Origin of the sequence: Pseudomonas solani, from assembly GCF_026072635.1 — a bacterium.
Classification (GTDB): Bacteria; Pseudomonadota; Gammaproteobacteria; order Pseudomonadales; family Pseudomonadaceae; genus Metapseudomonas; species Metapseudomonas solani.
The window spans coordinates 6,608,404-6,628,656 of the sequence record NZ_AP023081.1 but is presented as its reverse complement, the minus strand read 5'-3'; the positions used below and the strand labels follow the sequence as shown (position 1 = coordinate 6,628,656).

The following is a 20,253-nucleotide window of genomic DNA, read 5'->3' as shown; positions in this document are numbered from 1 at the left end:
AAAAAGAAGCCCGCATTGCGCGGGCTTCTTGCTGTGTGGCGTCAGGCCGGTTCGGCCAGGGCCGTCACGCGGTCGCTGCTGCGGATGCGCGAGCGCGCGCTACGGGCCACACGGAAGGTCAGCATCACCGCCGCCACCGTCAGGCCGGCGATCAGCCCCTGCCATAGGCCGCGTGGGCCAGTGGGTTCGCCCAGCCAGTCGGTAAGCCCCAGCAGGTAGCCGATGGGCAGGCCGATGCCCCAATAGGAAAACAGGGTGAGGATCATCGTCACCCGCGTGTCCTGATAACCACGCAGGGCACCGGCGGCGGTGACCTGGATGGCGTCGGAGAACTGGAACAGCGCAGCGAACACGATCAGCGATGCAGCCACCGCGATGACCTGGGCATCGGGGGTGTAGATGGCGGCGATCTGCTCACGGAACAGCAGCATCAGGCTGGCCGACAGGCAGGCATAGGCCAGCGCCGTGGCCATGCCTACACCCGCGGAGAAGCGCGCATCACGCGGCGTGCCACGCCCCAGGGAGTGGCCGACACGCACGGTCACCGCCATGGCCAGGGAGTACGGGATCATGAACACCAGCGAGCTGAAGTTCAGCGCGATCTGGTGCCCGGCCACCACGTTGGCGCCCAGCCCGCCGATCAGCAGGGCGATCACCGCGAAGATGCTCGACTCGGCGAAGATCGCGATGCCGATGGGCAGGCCCACGCTCAGCAGGCGCTTGATCACCGCCCAGCGCGGCGTCTCGAAGTGATTGAACAGGCCGCTCGGCTTGTACACCTTGGCGATGTTCACCCAGCCCAGCATGCCGAAGAACATCAGCCACATGGCGATGCCGCTGGCCCAGCCGCAGCCCACGCCGCCCATGGCCGGGAAGCCCAGGTGGCCGTAGATCAGCACGTAGTTGAGCGGGATGTTCAGCAGCAGCCCGCAGATGCCCAGCACCATGCTCGGACGGGTGCGGCCCAGGCCGTCGCTGTAGCAGCGCAGCACCTGGTAGAGCGCCACCGCCGGCAGGCCGAAGGCGATGCCGTGGAGGTAGCCCATGCTCGGAGCCACCAGGTCTTCCTCCACGCCCATCATGCGCAGCACGGGTTCGGCGCAGAGCAGCAGGCCGGCGCCGGCGAGGCCGACGACCACCGCCAGCCACAGGGCCTGGCGCACCAGCGGGCCGATCTCGGCATCCTGATTGGCACCGTGGCGCTGGGCGACCTTGGCCGTGGTGGCGAGGAGGGTGCCGGTCATCAGCAGGAACACCGGTACCCAGATGGAGTTGCCCAGGGCCACGGCGGCCAGGTCGCGCGCGCTGACACGGCCGGCCATCACGGCGTCGACGAAACCCATGGCCGAGTGGGAGAGCTGGGCGATCATGATGGGCAGGGCAAGAGTGAATAGAGCACGCAATTCGCGACGCATACGGTCGAGGCGAGTTTGGTTTGTCACGGGGGTCTTTCCATGGCTGTGAAGCGTTCACCGGTACGGCGGTGGCGTCCGTATTGCTCGTGGCCCACGGGGTGGGCAAGCCTGGCTGCGATGGGCTCGCAACGGGCGCTGGCCTGGCCGTGGCAAGGGGATTGCCGGCGATAGGGGGACAGCGGAGGCGGAAGACGGCCTAGTCTACGCGCTGACGGCACGGTCAGGAAAGAGGGGGATGCACCTGGTTGGGGCGACGCCGGGCCGGGGGATTCCGTAGAATGGCCGCCTTGCCCCTGGAGAGCACCATGCGCATCCTCGCCGACGAAAACATCCCCCTGGTCGACGCCTTCTTCGGCGGTTTCGGCCCCATCCGCCGCATGCCGGGACGTGCCATCGACCGTGCCGCCCTGGGCGACGCCGAGGTGCTGCTGGTGCGCTCGGTGACCCGCGTCGACCGCGCCCTGCTGGAAGGCAGCGCGGTGCGCTTCGTCGGCACCTGCACCATCGGTACCGATCATCTCGACCTGGGCTGGTTCGCCGAGGCCGGCATCGCCTGGTCCAGCGCGCCCGGCTGCAATGCCCGTGGCGTGGTGGATTTCGTCCTGGGCAGCCTGCTGACCCTGGCCGAGGACGAGGGCGTAGCGCCCTCGACCCGCACCTATGGCGTTGTCGGCGCCGGCCAGGTGGGCGGGCGCCTGGTGGAGGTGCTGCGTGGCCTGGGCTGGCGGGTGCTGGTCTGCGACCCACCACGCCGGGCGGCCGAGGGAGGCGACTACGTCGACCTGGCCACCGTGCTGGAGCAGTGCGATGCCATCAGCCTGCACACGCCATTGGACAAGGGCGGCGCCCATCCCACCCACCACCTGCTGGGGGCCGCCGAGCTGGCGCGGCTCAAGCCCGGCTGCTGGCTGATCAACGCCAGCCGGGGGGCGGTGGTGGACAACCGGGCGCTGCGTGATGCGCTGCGGGCCCGTTCGGACCTGCGCGCGGTGCTGGACGTCTGGGAAGGCGAGCCGGAGGCTGATCCTGAACTGGCCGCGCTGTGCCGCATCGCCACGCCGCACATCGCCGGCTATAGCCTGGACGGCAAGCTGCGCGGCACCGCGCAGATCTACCAGGCCTTCTGCCGCGCCGAAGGCATCGAGGAAGCGGTGCGGCTGGACGAACTGCTGCCCGCGCCCTGGTTGCCGGAACTGACCCTGGATGCCAGCGCCGACACGGTCTGGGCGTTGGCCATGCTCTGCCGCGCGGTGTATGACCCGCGCCGCGACGATGCCGATTTCCGCCGCAGCCTGGTGGGGGATTCCGCCCAGCGCCGCGCGGCCTTCGACGCCTTGCGCAAGCACTACCCGGTGCGCCGGGAAATCGACGGCCTGCGGGTGCGCCTGCAGGGCGAGGCGCCGCAACTGGCGCAGTGGGTGCGGGCGCTTGGGGCGGAGCTGGCCTGAGGCCGCGGCCCGCCAATGACCCACCAATGAAAAGGCCCGGGCAGATGCCCGGGCCTTCGAGTGAAGCGCTGGGGGTCAGGCCTGTTTGCGGGCGCCTTCCCAGTGCTTGTCCAGCTCTTTGCAGGCGCGCTGGATCATGCCTTCGGTAATGGGGATTTCCCGACCCTGGGCGTCGATGATCGAGCCGCCAACGGGTTGTTGGGGTTGAAGCGGAACGACCCGGCGGGTGGAAGTGCTGTTTTGCAAGCTCATGGCCTGTCTCCTCATCAGGTGGTGCGCGCAGTCTAGGTCCCATAGATGAACGCGCAGTGACAGTCAGGCGCCAGTATTACGCCGTAAAAGCAAAGGACCGGGGGATATTTGCAGCGATTGTGCCAATCGCGCTTTCCGGCCGGTCCATGGGGTTGACCCGCAACGCGGGCCGAGAGTTCAGCGAAGAGGTTGGCATGTCGATATTCCGAATGGGCCTGATCATCAATCCCCTGGCCGGGCTGGGCGGCGCGGCTGCCCTCAAGGGCAGCGACGGTGTCGCCGAGGAGGCCCTGGCGCGCGGCGCCGTGCCCCGCGCCGAGGAGCGCACCCAACTGGCGCTGGAGTCCCTGCTGCCCCTGGCCGGGCGCCTGGAGTTCCTCACCTTTCCCGGCGCCATGGGCGCCGACCTGCTGGCACGCATGGGCTTCCGCCATCGGCTCATCGGTGCTCTGGAGGCGGCGACCAGCAGCGCCGCCGACACCCGCCACGCCGTGGAGGCGCTGCAGGAGACGGGGGTGTCGTTGATCCTCTTCGCCGGCGGTGACGGCACCGCCCGCGACGTCAGCGCCGTGGCCCGTGAAGGCCAGCCGGTGCTGGGTATTCCGGCGGGGGTGAAGATCCATTCCGGCGTCTACGCCATCAGCCCGCGTGCGGCGGGGGAGGTGGCGCGGCGCCTGGTGGAGGGCGGCCTTGTACGTCTGGCCAGCGGCGAGGTGCGCGATCTCGACGAAGCGGCGCTGCGCGAGGGCAAGGTGGTGGCCCGCTGGTACGGCGAGCTGACGGTGCCGGTGGAGGGGCAGTTCATGCAGCACGTGAAGCAGGCGGGCATGGAGTCCGAGGAGTTGGTGCTGGTGGACCTCGCCGACTGGCTGGCGGAAAGCTGGGAGGAGGGCGTGCGCTACGTCCTCGGCCCTGGTTCGACCCTGCACGGGTTGGCCGCCAACCTCGGCCTGGAGGCCACGCTGCTGGGCGTGGACGTGATCGAGAACGGCCAACTGATCGCTCGCGATGTCACCGAGGCCCAGCTGTTCGAACTGGTGGACGGCCATCCGGCCTTCCTCCTGGTCACCGCCATCGGTGGCCAGGGGCACATCATCGGCCGTGGCAACCAGCAGATCAGCCCGCGCGTGCTGCGCGCCATCGGCCTCGATCGGCTACGGGTAGTCGCCACCAAGCGCAAGCTCGGCACCCTCGACGGCCGGCCCCTGCTGGTGGACAGCGGCGACCCGCAGCTGGACGACGCCTTCCCCGATGCGGTGCGGGTCTGGGCCGGCTACAAGGAGGAGCTGTTGTACCCGCTGGGCTGGGCCGCCGACGCAGGCGCCGAGTGCTGACTGGCAAATGACTACAACGCCCTGGGAACCGACGCAAACCACCCAAGGCGGGCGCCCCTGGCGCTGCTGCTGACCGATCCTTAAGGTTGGCCGGGCCTGCCGATCCGGTGCTTGCGCACCTGGCGCATTCTCCTCAGGGCTTATGGTTGGGGCGTCAGGGGCGCAATCCCGGATCGGCAGGCTCCTTTGCACAGTTGAATACCCTTGGCCCGATGGCTCCCACCATCGGGCATTTTCCGTTGCCTCCCGCTCCGTTACTCTTGCCGCTGCACATCTGCAAGGAGAGAGAAGATGGTCCAGGGTGGTTGCCTGTGCGGCGGAGTTCGTTTCGAGATCGAGGGTGAGCTGGCGCCGATCCAGATTTGTCATTGCAGCCAGTGCCGCAAGGCGCAGGGCACGCCTTTCGTCACCAATATCCCGGTGGACGAGACGCGCTTCCGCCTGCTGGCGGGGAATGAGCTGCTGCGTGCCTTCAGCTCCTCGCCGGGCAAGCAGCGGGTGTTCTGCGAGCGTTGCGGCTCGCCCCTCTACAGCAAGAGCGAGAAAGCCCCCGGCGTGCTGCGCATCCGTGCCGGCCTGCTGGAAGGCGAGCTGGAGACGCGCCCCGCCAACCACGCCTACGTGGCGTCCAGGGCCAACTGGTGGGACATCCAGGATTCCCTGCCGCAATTCCCTGCAGGGCGGGGCTGACCATGCTCAAGCGACTGTTTTGCCTGTTCCTGCTGCTGGCCAGCCTGGGCGCCCAGGCGGCGGTGGATGCCGTGCGCCTGGTGGATTCGGCGCGCGGCCAGATCGGCGTGACCCTGAGCTACGACCCGGTGTACCGGCGCATCGCCTACCCCGGCGGCGACGTGCCCCTGGCCACCGGCGTGTGCACCGACGTGGTGATCCGCGCGCTGCGCGAACAGGGCCTGGACCTGCAGAAGGTGGTGCACGAGGACATGCGCAGCCACTTCTCCGCCTACCCGCGCAACTGGGGCCTGAAGCGCCCCGATCCGAACATCGACCACCGCCGCGTGCCCAACCTGATGACCTGGTTCAAGCGCCAGGGCATGGCGCTGCGCCCCAGCGACCAGGCCGCCAACTACCGCCCCGGCGACATCGTCACCTGGGACCTCGGGCGCGGCCTGCAGCACATCGGCATCCTCTCCGACCGCACCGGTGCCGACGGCGTGCCGCTGGCCCTGCACAACATCGGCCGCGGTACCCAGGAAGAGGACATCCTGTTCCGCTACAAGATCATCGGCCACTACCGCTTCGCCGAGCGTTGACGGGCCACGAGCACGGGCTGTGCCTGTGCTCGACGGCTTTTCGCGCAAGGCCTAGTATCGACGGCATCCTTTCCTGACCGGGAGCGCGTGATGAACGCCGATTCCTTTCCTCCCCACATCCAGCCCGGCGAGCGCGTGGTGCTCTTCGATGGCGTCTGCAAGCTGTGCAACGGCTGGGCGCGTTTCCTGATCCGCCACGACCGCGAGCGGCTGTTCAAGCTGGCTTCGGTGCAATCCCCGGAGGGGCAGGCCATTCTGCGCTGGTATGGCCTGCCCACCGACCACTTCGACACCATGGCCTACATCGAGGGCCGCGAGCTGTTCGTGCGTTCCGACGCGGTGCTGCGCATCGCCCGCCTGCTGCCCTGGCCCTGGCGCCTGGGTGGGGTGCTGCGGGTGATCCCGGCGGCGTTGCGCGATTGGCTCTACGACCGCATCGCGCTGAACCGCTACCGGCTGTTCGGTCGCCACGAGGTGTGCCTGCTGCCGAGCCCCGACCACGAGCAGCGCTTCCTCCAGGCGGGCAACTGAGGCAATAGAGCGGCTGGCGCAGCGGCGGGAAAACCCGCAGAGTGGCGCCTCCTCCCGATCGAGTCCTCGCAATGGGTCTGCTTTCCTCCCGCCAGCGCAATGCGCTGCGCATGGCCGCGCGCTTCGTCGCTCCCTATCGCTGGCGGGTGATCGGCGCGCTGCTGGCGCTACTGTTCACCGCCGCCATCACCCTGTCCATGGGGCAGGGCATCCGCCTGCTGGTGGACCAGGGCCTGGCGACCCAGTCACCGGAAGCCCTCAACCATTCGATCATCCTGTTCTTCGCCCTGGTGGTGGCGCTGGCGGTGGGCACCTTCAGCCGCTTCTACCTGGTGTCCTGGGTGGGCGAGCGCTTCGTCGCGGATATCCGCAAGCGCGTGTTCAACCACCTGATCGAGCTGCACCCCGGCTTCTTCGAAACCACCCGTGCCTCGGAAATCCAGTCGCGCCTCACGGCCGATACCACGCTGCTGCAATCGGTTATCGGCTCGTCGCTGTCCCTGGCGCTGCGCAACGGCATCATGATGATCGGCGGCATCGGCCTGCTGTTCGTCACCAACCCCAAGCTGACCGGCATCGTGGTCGTCGCCCTGCCGCTGGTGGTGGCGCCGATCCTGCTCTTCGGCCGGCGGGTGCGGGCGCTGTCGCGGCAGAGCCAGGACCGCATCGCCGATGTCGGCAGCTACGTCGGCGAGACCCTGGGGCAGATCAAGACCGTCCAGGCCTACAACCACCAGGCCCAGGACCGGGCGCGCTTCGGGCGTACCGTGGAAGGCGCCTTCGACACCGCGCGCAAGCGCATCACCCAGCGGGCCTGGCTGATCACCGTGGTCATCGTGCTGGTGCTCGGCGCGGTGGGGGTGATGCTCTGGGTCGGCGGCATGGACGTGATCGCCGGGCGCATTTCCGGCGGTGACCTGGCCGCCTTCGTCTTCTACAGCCTGATCGTCGGTTCCGCCTTCGGTGCCATCAGCGAGGTGATCGGCGAGCTGCAAAGCGCCGCCGGTGCCGCCGAGCGCATCGCCGAGCTGCTGCAGACCCGCAGCACCATCAAGGCCCCGGAAAGCGACCTGCTGCGCCTGCCCGAGCGGGTGGAAGGCGAGCTGGAGCTGCGCGGCCTGCGCTTCGCCTACCCGACCCGGCCGCAGAGCCTGGCCCTCGATGGCATCGACCTGCACGTGCGCCCCGGCGAGACCCTGGCCCTGGTCGGCCCTTCCGGTGCGGGCAAGTCGACGCTCTTCGACCTGCTGCTGCGCTTCTTCGACCCCACCGAGGGTGAAGTGCGGGTGGATGGCCTGCCCATCCAGCGCCTGGAGCCGGCCGACCTGCGCCGCTGCTTCGCCCTGGTATCGCAGAGCCCGGCGCTGTTCTTCGGCAGCGTCGAGGACAACATCCGCTACGGTCGCCCCGACGCCAGCCAGGCCGAGGTGGAGGCTGCGGCGCGGGCCGCCCATGCCCACGAATTCATCCAGCGCATGCCCGAGGGCTACCAGACGCACCTGGGCGACGGCGGCATCGGCCTTTCCGGCGGGCAGCGCCAGCGCCTGGCCATCGCCCGGGCCTTGCTCACCGATGCACCCATCCTGCTGCTGGACGAAGCCACCAGCGCGCTGGATGCCGAAAGCGAGCACCTGATCCAGCAGGCCCTGCCCGAGGTCATGAGCGGGCGCACCACCCTGGTGATCGCCCACCGCCTGGCCACGGTGAAGAGCGCGGACCGCATCGCCGTCATCGACAAGGGCAAGCTGGTCGCCATCGGCAGCCACCAGGAGCTGGTGCTCAGCAGCCCGCTCTATGCGCGCCTGGCGGAACTGCAATTTTCCACATCGAACGAGCCGGCCTGAACGGCCTTACAGGGAGTCAGGGGTGACACAGGGATTGAAGGTTCTGGTGCTGGGCGGCTACGGCAATTTCGGCCGGCTGATCGTGCGTCGTCTGCGCAGCATCGAGGGCATCGAGGTGATCGCCGCGGGGCGTGACCTGGCCAAGGCCCAGGCCCTGGCGGCGGAAACCGGTTGCCAGGCGGCGCGCCTGGATATCGACCAGCCCGGGCTGGCCCAGGCCTTCAGCGAGCTGGGTGCCCAGGTGGTGATTTCCACGGTCGGGCCCTTCCAGGGGCAGGACTACCGGGTCGCCGAGGCAGCGATCGAGGCTGGTTGCCACTACATCGACCTGGCCGATGCGCGCGCCTTCGTCTGCGGCATCGGCCGGCTGGATGACCGGGCCCGCGAGCGCGGCCTGCTGATTTGTGCCGGCGCCAGTTCGGTGCCCGGCCTCAGCGCCGCCGTGGTGGACGAACAACTGCCGCGCTTCAGCCGTCTGGACAGCATCGAGCATGGCATCAGCTCCTCGGAGAAGACGCCGGGCCTGTCGACCCTGGAGGCGGTGCTCGGCTACTGCGGCCGGCCCGTACGGCTCTGGCGCGATGGTGCCTGGGGCTCGATCCATGGCTGGCAGGGTCTGCGCCGCCACGCCTTCCGTGCCCCGATGGGCGCGCGCTGGGTGGGTATCTGCGACATTCCCGACCTGGAACTCTTCCCCGCGCGCTACCCGGGCGTGCGCGATGTCAGCTTCCGCGCCGGCGTTGGCCTGCGCCTCACCCAGTTCGGCACCTGGGCGCTGTCCTGGCTGGTGCGCGGCGGGCTGGTGCGCAATGCCGTCGGCCTGGCGTCGTTGCTGCGCCGTGGCGCGGTGCTGGTGGAGCCCCTGGGCGACGGCCTCAGCGGCATGTTCGTGACATTGCGTGGGCTGGACCACCAGGGCCGGCCACTGGTGCTCACCTGGGAACTGGTCGCCCACGACAACGACGGCCCCAACATTCCCTGCATGGCCGCCGTGGCCCTGGTGCGCAAGCTCGCCGCCGGCACTTTGGCCGAACGCGGCGCCATGCCCTGCATCGGCCTGTTCAGCAGCGCCGAATACCTGGCGGAACTGGAAGGGATGCGCATCGAGGTAGAGATCAGGGAAGGCGAATAGCCTCCCGTAGGATGGCGTAGAGCGCAGCGAAACCCATCATCGCGGAGCTTTCAGGGCTCCCAGCATCCAGGCAATAAAAAACCGGCCACTCGGGCCGGTTCTTCAACGCGTTGCGACTCAGCGGTATTCGCAGAGGTAGGCGGTGTCTTGGGCGACTTTCAACTGGAACTTGCTGTTCGCCGGTACGGTGAACTTGCTGCCGGCTTCGAAGGTTTCCCAGCTGTCGCTGCCCGGCAGCTTGACGGTCAGGGCGCCGGCGACGACGTGCATCACTTCCAGCTGGCTGGTGCCGAATTCGTATTCGCCCGGGGCCATCACGCCGATGGTGGCGGGGCCTTCGCTCATGCCGAAGGCGATGGATTTGACGGTGCCGTCGAAGTACTCGTTGACCTTGAACATGGCGGGATCCTTGAAAAGGGTTGGAAAAAGGGCCCGCCAGTATGCCCAAGCCGCTTTGCAGCGTCACTAGGCAATGCGGCGGGGCGTTTCAGGAACTGGCAGGCAGCACCAGCGGCAGCAGGCGGGCGGTGTTGCGGGCATCTTCCAGGGCTCGGTGCTGTTGACCCTGGAAGCTGAGCCCGGCCAGTTGCAGCGCGGTGTGCAGGCCCACGGGCTGCTTGAGCTGGCGGACGCGGGCGAAATGCTGCTTGAGGTTGACGTGGGGAATGGTGGCGAGGCGGCTGACCAGTTGCTGCTGGCGCCATTCCTGCTCCAGCTGGCGGCGGTCGTACTCGCCCCAACTGACCCAGCTGACCAGGCGCGGCTGGTAGTTCTGCAGCCAGCGCTCGAACGCCGGCCAGACCTGCGCCAGGGGCGCGGCGCTGTCGACATTGGCCTGGCTGATGTGGGTCAGCTGGCGGCAGAAGGTGGTCAGGCAGGGCCGGCGCAGCGGGCGCACGAAACGCTGGAAATGGTCCACTTCGCGGCCGTCGGCAGCCACGATCGATGCGCCGATCTCGATGATCTCCATATCTTCCAGGGGCCAACCGCCTTCCTCGGTCGTGGCTTCCAGGTCTATCACCAGCCAGTGCGGCATGGGGCTCTCCTTGGCGCTTGTGGGGTGTCCCGGCAACTTCCGGGCGAGTATGGAGGGCCTTTCGCGGCTCGGCAAACCGCGTGTTAGGCTTCCTGGGACATGCACATGTGGAGGGTTTGAGATGGCGAAGGTGACCTTTATCGGGCTCGGCGTAATGGGCTTTCACATGGCCGGCCACCTCGCATGCGAGGGGCACGAGGTGCGCGTCTACAACCGCTCGCCGGAGAAGGCCTCGCTCTGGTGCGACGAGTTCGGCGGCGACAGCTTCGCCACGCCACGGGAAGCGGCGCAGGGTTACGACCTGGTGATGACCTGTGTCGGCAACGACGACGACCTGCGCGCCGTGGTACTGGGCGAGGAGGGCGCCTTCGCCGGCATGCAGCCCGGCAGCGTGCTGGTGGACCACACCACCGCCTCCGCCGAGGTGGCCCGCGAACTGGCGGCGCTGGCTGCCGAGCGCGGGCTGGGCTTTCTCGATGCGCCGGTCTCCGGCGGCCAGGCCGGGGCCGAGAGCGGCATGTTGACGGTGATGATCGGCGGCGAGCGCGAACTCTACGAGCGGGCGGCACCGGTGATCGACAGCTACGCGCGGATGACCCGGCTGATGGGCCCGGTGGGTAGTGGCCAGTTGACCAAGATGGTCAACCAGATCTGCGTCGGCGGGCTGCTCCAAGGGCTCTCCGAGGCACTGCATTTCGCCCGGCGTTCCGGGCTCGACGCCACGGCGGCCATGGAGGTGATCGGCAAGGGGGCGGCGCAGTCCTGGCAACTGGAGCACCGTCACCAGAGCATGCTCGACGGCAAGTTCGACTTCGGCTTCGCCGTTGACCTGATGCGCAAGGACTTCGCCATCGTCTTCGCCGAGGCCCAGCGCAACGGCGCGCAATTGCCGGTCACCGAACTGGTGGATCGTTTCTACGGCGAGATCCAGGCCGAAGGCGGTGGCCGCTGGGACACCTCCAGCCTGATCACCCGCCTCGAGCCCCCGAAGTGAACCCTGGCACGATCGGTCGCCATGACCGGCGCGCCACGCATCCCCGGCCTCAGGCGCGGAAGATAAAGTACACCGCGCCGAGCAGGCACAGACCGGCCCAGAGATAATCGAGCTTCAGCTGTTGCTGCATGAAGTAGACGCTGAAGGGCACGAACACCGCGAGGGTGATCACCTCCTGCATGATCTTCAGCTGGCCCACCGAGAGCGCCGTGTAGCCGATGCGGTTGGCCGGCACCTGCAGCAGGTACTCGAACAGCGCGATCCCCCAGCTGATCAGGGCGGCGATGATCCACGGCTTGGTGTTCAGGGTCTTGAGGTGGCCGTACCAGGCGAACGTCATGAAGACGTTGGACAGCGTGAGCAGCAGGGCGGTCTGCAGCCAAACCGGCATGACGGTGACTCCACGATGTATGAGTGCGCGCCAGCCTAAAGGGCGGTGCAGAACAAGAAAAGGGGCGAGCGATGCGCAGGTGGGTAAAAGGGGCGGCAGCCGTGTTGCTGGTGACGGCGGCAGGCGTGGCGGGATGGCAGGGGCTGCATGTGTGGAAACAGCGTGCCGTGCTGGCCGAGCTGGTGGTGCCACCGGCCTTTGCCGTACCCCGTGATTTCGATTTCGGCGATTACCGCCTGGCCTGGAACGGCCATGGCCTGGCGCTGAGCCCCAAGGGCAACCCCACCAAGCGACTGTGGGCCACCGAGGGTGGCTTCCTCGCCGCCGGTATCGGCGCTGCCGAGGTCGAAGAGCACCGGGGCGCGCTGTTCGTCGACGAGCACCGCGAGCTGCTGTGCCGCGAGCAAAGCCTGGACAGCTTCCAGGGCACCGGCCCGCGCCTGGTGCTGCGTGGCCACCTGCGTTGCGCCGATGGCTCCGTCAGTGGCTACGCGCTGGTGCTGGAGGCCGATGGCGGGCGCGGTGTGCGCCTGGCCGTGGCGCTGGATGACCCGCGCCTCAACCGCCTCTATCTCAACTGGCAACGGGACGCCGATGAGCGCTTCTTCGGCTTCGGTGAGCAGTTCAGCGCTTTCGACCTGGCCGGGCGCCGCGTGCCCATCCTGGTGCAGGAACAGGGCGTCGGCCGTGGCCTGCAGCCCATCACCCTGGCGGCGGACCTCAGTGCCCGTGCGGGCGGCGACTGGTGGACCAGCTACGCGCCGGTGCCCTATTACCTGACGTCGAAGCTGCGTGCCTTCTTCAGCGAATCCAGCGCCTATCAGGTGTTCGACCTGCGTGATCCGGCGCGGGTGGGCCTGGAGGTGCACCAGGGCAGCCTCACCGCGCGTCTCTACAACGGCGACAGCCCCGCCGCGTTGCTGCAGGCGCACACCTCGGTGGTGGGGCGCATGGCGCCGCTGCCGGACTGGACCCAGCACGGCGCCATCCTCGGCCTGCAGGGCGGTACCGAGCGGGTGCGCGAGCTGCTGGGGCGCATCGATGCCGCCGGGGTGCCCGTCGCCGGCCTCTGGCTGCAGGACTGGGTGGGCCAGCGCAGCACCAGTTTCGGCAAGCAGCTGTGGTGGAACTGGACCCTCGATCCGCGCCACTATCCGCAATGGCAGACCCTGAGCGCCGACCTCAAGGCGCGCGGCATCCGTACCCTGGCCTATGCCAACCCCTTCCTGGCGGACATCACCGAGAAGGACGGCGAGCAGCGCAACCTGTTCCGTGAGGCCCGCGAACGCGGCTTCCTCATGCAGGGCGCCGACGGCAAGCCGCTGGACCTGCTCAACACCAGCTTCAGCGCCGGTTTGGTGGACCTGAGCAACCCCGAGGCGCGCCGCTGGCTGAAGGTCGTGTTGCGCGAAGAGATGCTCGGCCAGGGCTTCTCCGGCTGGATGGCCGATTTCGGCGAGGCGCTGCCCTTCGAGGCGCACCCGGCCTCGGGTGAAGACGCGGCGCTGCTGCACAACCGCTTCCCCGAAGAATGGGCGCGGCTCAACCGCGAGCTGCTGGAGGAGGCAGGCGGGGAAGGGGAGCTGCTGTTCTTCACCCGCTCCGGCTACAGCCGCAGCCCGGGGCTGACCACCAGCATGTGGCTGGGCGACCAGCTAGTGACCTGGGATGCCCAGGACGGCCTGCACAGCGCATTGCTGGGGCTGCTCTCCGGTGGGCTCTCGGGCTTCACCCTCAATCACGCCGACACTGGCGGCTACACCACCATCAGCAACCCGCTGAAGGACTACCACCGCAGCGAGGAGCTGTTGCAGCGCTGGGCGGAGTTTTCCGCCTTCACCAGCCTGCTGCGCACCCACGAGGGCAATCGTCCGGCGGACAACCACCAGGTCTACGATTCGCCGGCCAGCCTGGCGCACTTCGCCCGTTGCGCCCAGCTGTTCGCCGCGCTGGCACCTTATCGCCGCACGCTGATGGACGAGGCGGCGCGTACCGGGCTGCCACTGGTGCGCCCGCTCTGGCTGCAATACCCCGAGGACCCCGCGAGCCTGGAGGCCGTGCCGCGCAGCTTCCTGCTGGGTGACCAACTGCTGGTGGCACCGGTGCTGGAGCCGGGTGTCGACAGCCTGGAGGTGGCGCTGCCGGCGGGGGAGTGGGTGCACCTCTGGTCGCAGGAGCACTACCAGGCAGCCCCCGGCACCCGCGTGCGCGTGGCGGCGCCCATCGGCCAGCCGGCGGTGTTCTACCCGCAGGGCTCGGCGGTGGGTGAGGCCCTGCACAAGGCGCTGGCGCAGCGAGGCGTCAGCGGCTCCTGAAGGCCAAAAGGGGGGCGGTGACCTGGGGTGCATGGCGCGGCTGATCGGCTGACTGGGGGATATCCCATTTCCCCGGGGCCGCGAGTAGAATCCGCGCCCTACGTCGGCCACAGCGTTGCAGAGGGGCCCCTGATCATGATTTGTCGTGCAGGTTGTGGCGCCTGTTGCATCGCGCCATCCATCAGTTCACCCATCCCCGGCATGCCCAAGGGCAAGGCGGCGGGGGAGCGTTGCATCCATCTCTCCGTCGAGCATCTCTGCTCGATATTCGGCCAACCGGAGCGGCCGAAGGTCTGTGTCGACTTCGATGCCGATCTTTTTGTCTGTGGCGACAGCCGGGAAGAGGCGATACGTTTGCTGGGCTGGTTGGAACAAGAGACGGCCGTGGCGGTCAGTCAATCTATCCAGTAGCTGTCCTGATGGACGACGGCTGGTCATCATAAGAAGGAGAACAAAGATGGTTTCGCTGCAACGAATGGCTGTGATCTGCGGCTTTAGCGCCACTGCGCTGCTGGCCTCGACTGCCCATGCCGAGGACTGGAAGCTGGCCAAGGACGAGGACGGCATCAAGGTATACCTGAGCGAGGTTGCCGGCTCCAAGTACAAGGCCTATCGCGGGGTTGCCACCCTGAAAACCGACGTCACCACCCTGCGCAAGCTGCAGGAGGACGTTTCCGGCTCCTGCGCCTGGATTCACGAGTGCGAGCAGCAGAAGCTGCTGAAGTCGGAAGGCTCCGACAGCTGGACCTACACCCGCTTCAATACCCCCTGGCCCGTTACCCCGCGTGACTCGGTCATCCATGCCACCACCACCGAAGGCGCCGACGGCAGCCTGACCCGCACCCTCAAGGGCGAGCCCAAGTACGTGCCGGAAGAGAAAGGCTTCGTGCGTGTGGCCGCCGTGGATGGTGTATGGAAGTTCGTGCCCAAGGGTCCGGGCGAAGTCGAGGTGACCTACCAGGTGCACACCGAGCCGGGCGGCAGCGTGCCCTCCTGGCTGGCCAACAGCTTCGTGGTCGACGCGCCGTTCAATACGCTCAGCCACCTGCGCGAGCGCGCCGAGAAGAAGTGATCGGCCGCTGACACGACAAGGCCCCGCGATGCGGGGCCTTTTCATTGGTGCAACCTGCCCGGATTGCCGGGCGGAGCGCGTGGTTTTCGTAGGTTGGCGCCGAGCACCGCGAGGCCAACGCATCCTGGGTTGTAGCCCTCAAGATCCCCGTGTCCGCCGTCAGTGCTGCCGACGTACCCTTCGCCCATGAAAAAGCCCCGCAGATGCGGGGCTTCTCCTGGAGCGGGACGTCTTACTTGCGCTTGTCGAGCGAGACGTAGTCGCGCTGCTCGTAGCCGGTGTACAGCTGGCGCGGACGGCCGATCTTGTACGGGCTGGAGAGCATTTCCTTCCAGTGGGAGATCCAGCCGACGGTGCGCGCAAGGGCGAAGATCACGGTGAACATGCTGGTCGGAATGCCGATCGCCTTGAGGATGATCCCCGAGTAGAAGTCGACGTTCGGGTACAGGTTGCGTTCCTTGAAGTACGGATCGGTCAGGGCGATCTCTTCGAGACGCATGGCCAGCTCCAGCTGCGGATCGTTCTTGATCCCCAGTTCCTTCAGGACTTCGTCGCAGGTCTGCTTCATCACGGTGGCGCGCGGGTCGCGGTTCTTGTACACGCGATGGCCGAAGCCCATGAGCTTGAACGGGTCGTTCTTGTCCTTGGCCTTGGCGATGAACTTGTCGATGTTCGAGACATCGCCGATTTCATCGAGCATGGTCAGTACCGCTTCGTTGGCGCCGCCGTGTGCCGGGCCCCACAGGGCGGCGATGCCGGCTGCGATGCAGGCGAACGGGTTGGCACCGGACGAACCGGCCAGGCGAACGGTGGAGGTGGAGGCGTTCTGCTCGTGGTCCGCATGCAGGATGAAGATGCGATCCATGGCCTTGGCCAGTACCGGGCTGATCGGTTTGATCTCGCACGGGGTGTTGAACATCATGTGCAGGAAGTTTTCCGCGTAGTTCAGGTCGTTACGCGGATACATCATCGGCTGACCCATGGAGTACTTGTAGACCATGGCGGCGATGGTGGGCATCTTGGCGACCAGGCGGATCGCGGAGATTTCGCGATGGTGCGGGTCGTTGATGTCCAGGGAGTCGTGGTAGAAGGCGGAGAGGGCGCCGACTACGCCGCACATGATCGCCATCGGATGGGCGTCGCGGCGGAAGCCGTTGAAGAAGCTCTTCAACTGTTCATGAACCATGGTGTGGTTCTTGACGGTGCCAACGAACTTGGCCTTTTCCTCTGCGCTGGGCAGTTCGCCGTTCAGCAGCAGATAGCAGGTTTCCAGGTAGTCGGATTCTTCTGCCAGTTGCTCGATGGGGTAGCCGCGGTGAAGCAGTACACCCTTGTCGCCGTCGATGTAGGTGATCTTCGACTCGCAAGAGGCGGTAGACATAAAGCCAGGATCAAAGGTGAAGCGACCCGTGGAGGTCAGGCCCCGCACATCGATTACATCGGGACCTACGGTACCGGACAGAACGGGCAGCTCGACGGGGGCAATGCCCTCGATGATCAACTGCGCTTTTTTGTCAGCCATAGCGGCCTCCTATTTATGCTTGAAATCATCAGACAGCCCCCCACGCAGGGCCCGCACCACTATAGTGAGATAAATGCGAATGTCAATTTGAAGAAACCCATATGGCAGAGGGGTTTGCGGGGTGTTTTTCGCGGAAAAAGGGCGCTATTTACGCCTTTTATATAAGGAGCGCAATCCGCTCTTAGGGGGAGGCCTTTCCGTTGTCATTAGTCAGCTAACTGTCTATACTCAGCGCCCGACTGCCAGGGGCCTTGAAGCCCGTATTCTGGTGGTCGGCACTCCTTTGGTGAGGGGTACCTGACCAGTGCACTTCCCGACAACTTGCCCTGATTGTTAGGGGCCTCAGTGTGAAAAAAACAGCCGTGAATAGCCAACGACCTGTAAACCTAGATCTCAGGACCATCAAACTCCCAATCACTGCTTACACGTCCATTCTCCACCGTATCTCCGGTGTCATCCTTTTCGTCGGTATTGCTGTGCTGCTTTATGCGCTCGGCAAGTCGCTGGCATCCGAGGAAGGCTTCGGTGAGGTGAAGGCGTGCCTGACCAGTCCGCTGGCCAAGTTTGTGATTTGGGGCCTGCTGTCCGCATTGCTTTACCACCTGGTTGCCGGTGTGCGCCACCTGGTAATGGATGTGGGTGTCGGCGAGACGCTCGAGGGCGGCAAGCTGGGCTCGAAAATCGTCATCGCGGTTTCCGCGGTGCTGATCGTGCTGGCGGGGGTGTGGGTATGGTAACCAATGTCACGAACTTCTCGCGTTCGGGCCTCTATGACTGGATGGCTCAGCGCGTTTCTGCAGTCGTTCTCGCGGCTTATTTCCTTTTCCTGCTGGGCTACCTCGTAGCGAATCCCGGCCTGACCTATGCTGACTGGCATGGTCTGTTCTCCCAGAACTGGATGCGCATCTTCAGCCTCCTCGGGCTGGTTGCACTCGGTGTACATGCCTGGGTTGGCATGTGGACCATCTCCACTGACTACCTGACGCCGATGGCGCTGGGCAAGTGGGCAACCGTTGTGCGTTTCCTGTTCCAGGCGGTCTGCGGCATCACCATGTTCGCGTACTTCGTCTGGGGCGTGCAGATTCTGTGGGGTATCTGATCCATGTCTAGCATTCGTACTCTTTCCTACGACGCCATCATCGTTGGTGGCGGCGGCGCCGGCATGCGTGCTGCGCTGCAACTGGCTCAAGGCGGCCACAAGACTGCCGTGGTCACCAAGGTCTTCCCGACCCGCTCGCACACCGTTTCCGCTCAGGGCGGCATCACCTGCGCCATCGCTTCGGCCGACCCGAACGACGATTGGCGCTGGCACATGTACGACACCGTCAAGGGCTCCGACTACATCGGTGACCAGGACGCGATCGAATACATGTGCTCCGTCGGCCCGGAAGCCGTGTTCGAGCTGGAGCACATGGGCCTGCCGTTCTCCCGTACCGAGCAAGGCCGCATCTACCAGCGTCCGTTCGGTGGCCAGTCCAAGGACTTCGGCAAGGGTGGCCAGGCTGCGCGTACCTGCGCTGCCGCCGACCGTACCGGTCATGCCCTGCTGCACACCCTGTACCAGGCCAACCTGAAGAACGGCACCTCGTTCCTCAACGAGTGGTACGCCGTCGACCTGGTGAAGAACCAGGATGGCGCCGTGGTCGGCATCATCGCCATCTGCATCGAGACCGGCGAGACCGTCTACATCCGCTCCAAGGCCGTGGTCCTGGCCACCGGTGGCGCTGGCCGCATCTATGCGTCCACCACCAACGCCCTGATCAACACCGGTGACGGTATCGGCATGGCACTGCGTGCCGGTGTGCCGGTGCAGGACATCGAGATGTGGCAGTTCCACCCGACCGGTATCGCCGGCGCCGGCGTCCTCGTGACCGAAGGCTGCCGTGGTGAGGGTGGCTACCTGATCAACGCCCATGGCGAGCGCTTCATGGAGCGTTACGCTCCGAACGCCAAGGACCTGGCCGGCCGCGACGTGGTCGCCCGCTCCATGGTCAAGGAAGTACTGGCCGGCAACGGCTGTGGCCCGGACAAGGACCACGTACTGCTGAAGCTCGACCACCTGGGCGAGGAAGTGCTGCACAGCCGCCTGCCGGGTATCTGCGAACTGTCGAAGACCTTCGCTCACGTCGACCCCGTCGTCGCTCCGGTACCGGTGATCCCGACCTGTCACTACATGATGGGCGGCGTTGCCACCAACATTCATGGCCAGGCCATCACCCAGGATGCCAGCGGCAAGGACATCATCATCGATGGCCTGTTCGCGGTCGGCGAAGTCGCCTGCGTGTCGGTACACGGTGCCAACCGCCTGGGCGGCAACTCGCTGCTCGACCTGGTGGTATTCGGTCGCGCCGCCGGTCTGCACCTGGAAAAAGCCCTCAAGGAAGGTATCGAGCACCGTGGTGCTTCGGAAACCGACCTGGAGCTGTCGCTCAAGCGCCTGTCCGGCGTCAACGAGCGCAGCAGCGGCGAAGACGTGGCTCCGCTGCGTAAAGAACTGCAGAACTGCATGCAGAACTACTTCGGTGTATTCCGCACCGGCGAGTACATGCAGAAGGGCATCGCCCAGTTGGCCGACCTGCGCGAGCGTATCGCCAACGTCAAGATCGCCGACAAGAGCCAGGCCTTCAACACCGCACGTATCGAAGCACTGGAACTGCAGAACCTTCTCGAAGTGGCCGAAGCAACTGCGATCGCAGCGGAGGTCCGCAAGGAATCCCGTGGCGCGCATGCCCGCGAAGACTTCGAAGAGCGTGATGACGAGAACTGGCTGTGCCACACCCTGTACTACCCGGGTGAGAAGCGCGTCACCAAGCGCGACGTCAACTTCGCGCCGAAGACCGTTCCTGCGTTTGAACCCAAAGTACGTACTTATTAAGGGTGGCTGATATGTCGCAAGCCAACATTCTGAAAGTCAGCGTTTATCGCTACAACCCGGACCAGGACGCTGCACCCTTCATGCAGGACTTCCAGGTCGACACCGGCGGCAAGGACATCATGGTCCTGGACGTGCTGGCCCTGATCAAGGAACAGGACGAAGGTTTCTCCTACCGTCGTTCCTGCCGTGAAGGCGTCTGCGGTTCCGACGGTATGAACATCAACGGCAAGAACGGCCTGGCCTGCATCACGCCGATCTCCGCTGCCGGCCTCAAGGGCGGCAAGCTGGTGATCCGCCCGCTGCCCGGCCTGCCGGTCATCCGTGACCTCGTCGTTGATATGAGCATCTTCTACAAGCAATACGAGAAGGTTAAACCCTTCCTGCAGAACGACACGCCCGCCCCGGCGATCGAGCGTCTGCAGTCGCCGGAAGAGCGCGAGAAGCTGGACGGTCTGTACGAGTGCATCCTGTGCGCCTGCTGCTCGACCTCCTGCCCGTCCTTCTGGTGGAACCCGGACAAGTTCCTCGGTCCCGCTGCGCTTCTGCAGGCCTATCGTTTCCTGGCCGACAGCCGCGACAACAAGACCGAAGAGCGTCTGGCCGCGCTGGACGATCCGTTCAGCGTGTTCCGCTGCCGCGGCATCATGAACTGCGTGAGCGTTTGCCCCAAGGGTCTGAACCCGACCAAGGCGATCGGTCACGTACGTCACATGCTGCTGCAAAGCGGTACTTGATGCGCTTCATGCTTTACCCGTAATACCTGCGGCGCCGGTTTGCTACCGGCGCAGCAGTAAACCAGGACAGCAGCTCACAAAGCGGCG

General features: G+C 66.2%; 21 protein-coding genes. 15 read left to right on the top strand and 6 right to left on the bottom strand.

Annotation, left to right across the window (positions count from 1 at the left end):
* Positions 1-41: 41 nt before the first annotated feature.
* Positions 42-1,415 carry an MATE family efflux transporter gene (locus PSm6_RS30095; RefSeq protein ID WP_051241716.1) on the bottom strand — a complete coding sequence of 458 codons (1,374 nt, stop codon included), beginning with the start codon at positions 1,413-1,415 and terminating at the stop codon, positions 42-44.
* Between the two features lie 305 nt (positions 1,416-1,720).
* Between PSm6_RS30095 and pdxB the strand changes: the two genes are divergently transcribed.
* Positions 1,721-2,863 carry a 4-phosphoerythronate dehydrogenase PdxB gene (gene pdxB, locus PSm6_RS30090; RefSeq protein ID WP_031286823.1) on the top strand — a complete coding sequence of 381 codons (1,143 nt, stop codon included), beginning with the start codon at positions 1,721-1,723 and terminating at the stop codon, positions 2,861-2,863.
* 75 nt (positions 2,864-2,938) lie between these two features.
* On the opposite strand, the gene PSm6_RS30085 is transcribed toward pdxB, so the two are convergent.
* Entirely contained in the window at positions 2,939-3,115 is a 177-nt protein-coding gene (locus PSm6_RS30085; protein ID WP_021216831.1) for a PA1571 family protein, read from the bottom strand.
* Positions 3,116-3,309: 194 nt separating this feature from the next.
* On the opposite strand from PSm6_RS30085, the gene PSm6_RS30080 reads away from it, so the two are divergent.
* The 6 genes from PSm6_RS30080 (at position 3,310) to PSm6_RS30055 (ending at position 9,227) form a co-directional block, all read left to right on the top strand.
* A complete protein-coding gene (locus PSm6_RS30080; RefSeq protein WP_031286824.1) occupies positions 3,310-4,449 on the top strand; it encodes an ATP-NAD kinase family protein in 1,140 nt (379 codons plus the stop codon).
* Between the two features lie 291 nt (positions 4,450-4,740).
* Positions 4,741-5,139, top strand: coding sequence for a GFA family protein (locus PSm6_RS30075; RefSeq protein ID WP_021216833.1), 399 nt, complete (start codon positions 4,741-4,743; stop codon positions 5,137-5,139).
* 2 nt (positions 5,140-5,141) lie between these two features.
* Entirely contained in the window at positions 5,142-5,720 is a 579-nt protein-coding gene (locus PSm6_RS30070; RefSeq protein WP_021216834.1) for a DUF1287 domain-containing protein, read from the top strand.
* 90 nt (positions 5,721-5,810) lie between these two features.
* Positions 5,811-6,251, top strand: a complete 441-nt coding sequence (locus tag PSm6_RS30065; protein WP_021216835.1) for a thiol-disulfide oxidoreductase DCC family protein — start codon at positions 5,811-5,813, stop codon at positions 6,249-6,251.
* Between the two features lie 71 nt (positions 6,252-6,322).
* The gene (locus PSm6_RS30060) at positions 6,323-8,095 is read left to right on the top strand and encodes an ABC transporter transmembrane domain-containing protein (RefSeq protein ID WP_265169165.1); all 1,773 of its coding nucleotides are present in this window, start codon (positions 6,323-6,325) and stop codon (positions 8,093-8,095) included.
* A gap of 22 nt (positions 8,096-8,117) precedes the next feature.
* On the top strand, positions 8,118-9,227 hold the full coding sequence (locus PSm6_RS30055; RefSeq protein WP_265169164.1) for a saccharopine dehydrogenase NADP-binding domain-containing protein: 1,110 nt from the start codon (positions 8,118-8,120) through the stop codon (positions 9,225-9,227).
* A gap of 117 nt (positions 9,228-9,344) precedes the next feature.
* Here the strand turns inward: PSm6_RS30055 and ppnP are convergent, their stop codons facing one another.
* Complete coding sequence (gene ppnP, locus PSm6_RS30050) at positions 9,345-9,626, bottom strand: pyrimidine/purine nucleoside phosphorylase (protein ID WP_021216838.1); 282 nt, start codon at positions 9,624-9,626, stop codon at positions 9,345-9,347.
* A gap of 88 nt (positions 9,627-9,714) precedes the next feature.
* Positions 9,715-10,263, bottom strand: a complete 549-nt coding sequence (locus PSm6_RS30045) for a 3'-5' exonuclease (protein ID WP_021216839.1) — start codon at positions 10,261-10,263, stop codon at positions 9,715-9,717.
* On the opposite strand from PSm6_RS30045, the gene PSm6_RS30040 reads away from it, so the two are divergent.
* Complete coding sequence (locus PSm6_RS30040; RefSeq protein WP_371876998.1) at positions 10,187-11,257, top strand: NAD(P)-dependent oxidoreductase; 1,071 nt, start codon at positions 10,187-10,189, stop codon at positions 11,255-11,257. The two genes, PSm6_RS30045 and PSm6_RS30040, sit on opposite strands and share 77 nt — an antisense overlap.
* 49 nt (positions 11,258-11,306) lie before the next feature.
* On the opposite strand, the gene PSm6_RS30035 is transcribed toward PSm6_RS30040, so the two are convergent.
* Positions 11,307-11,648, bottom strand: coding sequence for a DMT family protein (locus tag PSm6_RS30035; protein WP_021216841.1), 342 nt, complete (start codon positions 11,646-11,648; stop codon positions 11,307-11,309).
* A gap of 101 nt (positions 11,649-11,749) precedes the next feature.
* Here PSm6_RS30035 and PSm6_RS30030 point away from each other — a divergent pair, with 101 nt between their 5' ends.
* The 3 genes from PSm6_RS30030 to PSm6_RS30020 all read left to right on the top strand — a co-directional run bounded on the left by PSm6_RS30030 (position 11,750) and on the right by PSm6_RS30020 (position 15,035).
* Positions 11,750-13,963 (top strand): alpha-glucosidase, encoded by a 2,214-nt coding sequence (locus tag PSm6_RS30030; protein WP_265169162.1) that lies wholly within the window; start codon positions 11,750-11,752, stop codon positions 13,961-13,963.
* A 135-nt stretch (positions 13,964-14,098) separates the two neighbouring features.
* Positions 14,099-14,374 (top strand): YkgJ family cysteine cluster protein, encoded by a 276-nt coding sequence (locus PSm6_RS30025; RefSeq protein WP_031286828.1) that lies wholly within the window; start codon positions 14,099-14,101, stop codon positions 14,372-14,374.
* Between the two features lie 46 nt (positions 14,375-14,420).
* Entirely contained in the window at positions 14,421-15,035 is a 615-nt protein-coding gene (locus PSm6_RS30020) for an START domain-containing protein (protein ID WP_021216844.1), read from the top strand.
* A 232-nt stretch (positions 15,036-15,267) separates the two neighbouring features.
* On the opposite strand, the gene gltA is transcribed toward PSm6_RS30020, so the two are convergent.
* Positions 15,268-16,557, bottom strand: coding sequence for a citrate synthase (gltA, locus tag PSm6_RS30015; protein WP_021216845.1), 1,290 nt, complete (start codon positions 16,555-16,557; stop codon positions 15,268-15,270).
* Positions 16,558-16,919: 362 nt separating this feature from the next.
* Here gltA and sdhC point away from each other — a divergent pair, with 362 nt between their 5' ends.
* Genes sdhC through PSm6_RS29995 form a run of 4 tightly spaced genes read left to right on the top strand, consistent with a single transcriptional unit; the run spans position 16,920 to position 20,166 of the window.
* Positions 16,920-17,294: a succinate dehydrogenase, cytochrome b556 subunit gene (gene sdhC / locus PSm6_RS30010; RefSeq protein WP_265170590.1), complete on the top strand. Its 375-nt coding sequence runs from the start codon at positions 16,920-16,922 to the stop codon at positions 17,292-17,294.
* On the top strand, positions 17,288-17,656 hold the full coding sequence (gene sdhD / locus PSm6_RS30005; RefSeq protein ID WP_021216847.1) for a succinate dehydrogenase, hydrophobic membrane anchor protein: 369 nt from the start codon (positions 17,288-17,290) through the stop codon (positions 17,654-17,656). The genes sdhC and sdhD overlap by 7 nt, the downstream gene beginning before the upstream one ends.
* A 3-nt stretch (positions 17,657-17,659) precedes the next feature.
* Positions 17,660-19,432 (top strand): succinate dehydrogenase flavoprotein subunit, encoded by a 1,773-nt coding sequence (sdhA, locus tag PSm6_RS30000; protein WP_031286831.1) that lies wholly within the window; start codon positions 17,660-17,662, stop codon positions 19,430-19,432.
* A gap of 26 nt (positions 19,433-19,458) precedes the next feature.
* The gene (locus tag PSm6_RS29995) at positions 19,459-20,166 is read left to right on the top strand and encodes a succinate dehydrogenase iron-sulfur subunit (protein WP_031286833.1); all 708 of its coding nucleotides are present in this window, start codon (positions 19,459-19,461) and stop codon (positions 20,164-20,166) included.
* Positions 20,167-20,253 lie beyond the last annotated feature (87 nt).

Excerpts from the sequence above, each read along its gene's own strand:
- PSm6_RS30040 (WP_371876998.1), top strand. The coding sequence starts at position 10,187 with ATGATCTCCATATCTTCCAGGGGCCAACCGCCTTCCTCGGTCGTGGCT.
- PSm6_RS30065 (WP_021216835.1), top strand. The coding sequence starts at position 5,811 with ATGAACGCCGATTCCTTTCCTCCCCACATCCAGCCCGGCGAGCGCGTG.
- PSm6_RS30075 (WP_021216833.1), top strand. The coding sequence starts at position 4,741 with ATGGTCCAGGGTGGTTGCCTGTGCGGCGGAGTTCGTTTCGAGATCGAG.
- PSm6_RS30045 (WP_021216839.1), bottom strand. The coding sequence starts at position 10,263 with ATGCCGCACTGGCTGGTGATAGACCTGGAAGCCACGACCGAGGAAGGC.
- sdhA (WP_031286831.1), top strand. The coding sequence starts at position 17,660 with ATGTCTAGCATTCGTACTCTTTCCTACGACGCCATCATCGTTGGTGGC.
- PSm6_RS30060 (WP_265169165.1), top strand. The coding sequence starts at position 6,323 with ATGGGTCTGCTTTCCTCCCGCCAGCGCAATGCGCTGCGCATGGCCGCG.
- PSm6_RS30095 (WP_051241716.1), bottom strand. The coding sequence starts at position 1,415 with ATGCGTCGCGAATTGCGTGCTCTATTCACTCTTGCCCTGCCCATCATG.
- PSm6_RS30085 (WP_021216831.1), bottom strand. The coding sequence starts at position 3,115 with ATGAGCTTGCAAAACAGCACTTCCACCCGCCGGGTCGTTCCGCTTCAA.
- PSm6_RS30025 (WP_031286828.1), top strand. The coding sequence starts at position 14,099 with ATGATTTGTCGTGCAGGTTGTGGCGCCTGTTGCATCGCGCCATCCATC.
- ppnP (WP_021216838.1), bottom strand. The coding sequence starts at position 9,626 with ATGTTCAAGGTCAACGAGTACTTCGACGGCACCGTCAAATCCATCGCC.
- PSm6_RS30020 (WP_021216844.1), top strand. The coding sequence starts at position 14,421 with ATGGTTTCGCTGCAACGAATGGCTGTGATCTGCGGCTTTAGCGCCACT.
- PSm6_RS30070 (WP_021216834.1), top strand. The coding sequence starts at position 5,142 with ATGCTCAAGCGACTGTTTTGCCTGTTCCTGCTGCTGGCCAGCCTGGGC.
- PSm6_RS30080 (WP_031286824.1), top strand. The coding sequence starts at position 3,310 with ATGTCGATATTCCGAATGGGCCTGATCATCAATCCCCTGGCCGGGCTG.
- sdhD (WP_021216847.1), top strand. The coding sequence starts at position 17,288 with ATGGTAACCAATGTCACGAACTTCTCGCGTTCGGGCCTCTATGACTGG.
- PSm6_RS30035 (WP_021216841.1), bottom strand. The coding sequence starts at position 11,648 with ATGCCGGTTTGGCTGCAGACCGCCCTGCTGCTCACGCTGTCCAACGTC.
- gltA (WP_021216845.1), bottom strand. The coding sequence starts at position 16,557 with ATGGCTGACAAAAAAGCGCAGTTGATCATCGAGGGCATTGCCCCCGTC.
- pdxB (WP_031286823.1), top strand. The coding sequence starts at position 1,721 with ATGCGCATCCTCGCCGACGAAAACATCCCCCTGGTCGACGCCTTCTTC.